This is a genomic window from Mesorhizobium sp. M8A.F.Ca.ET.165.01.1.1 (genome assembly GCF_004792065.1).
GTDB lineage: Bacteria > Pseudomonadota > Alphaproteobacteria > Rhizobiales > Rhizobiaceae > Mesorhizobium.
On record NZ_SRTH01000146.1, the window covers coordinates 1 to 336 of the forward strand.

Annotated in this window: 1 protein-coding gene; it reads left to right on the forward strand. The window is 66.1% G+C overall.

The window, feature by feature from the left end:
- Positions 1-336: ABC transporter permease subunit (locus EN808_RS35485; protein WP_135918242.1), on the forward strand; the 336-nt coding region annotated here is incomplete at both ends.

Consider the following 336-nt stretch of genomic DNA (forward strand, 5'->3'; position numbering starts at 1 on the left):
GCGGCGCTCGGCCTCACCTTCTTTGCCAGCGCCTATCTCGCCGAGATCTGGCGGAGCGGCGTCGACGCGCTGCCGCGCGGCCAGTGGGACGCCGGCGCCAGCCTCGGACTGCACTATCTGCAGGAGCTCAGACTGATCATCCTGCCGCAGGCCATCGCGATCACCCGCGCGCCGACCGTCGGCTTCCTGGTGCAGCTCATCAAGTCGACGGCGCTGACCTCGATCATCGGCTTCGAGGAACTGGTCAGGACCTCCAACGCCATCAACAACGCGACCTTCGAGCCGTTCACCGTCTACGGCCTGGTGGCGCTGATCTTCTTCGTCATGTGCTTCCCC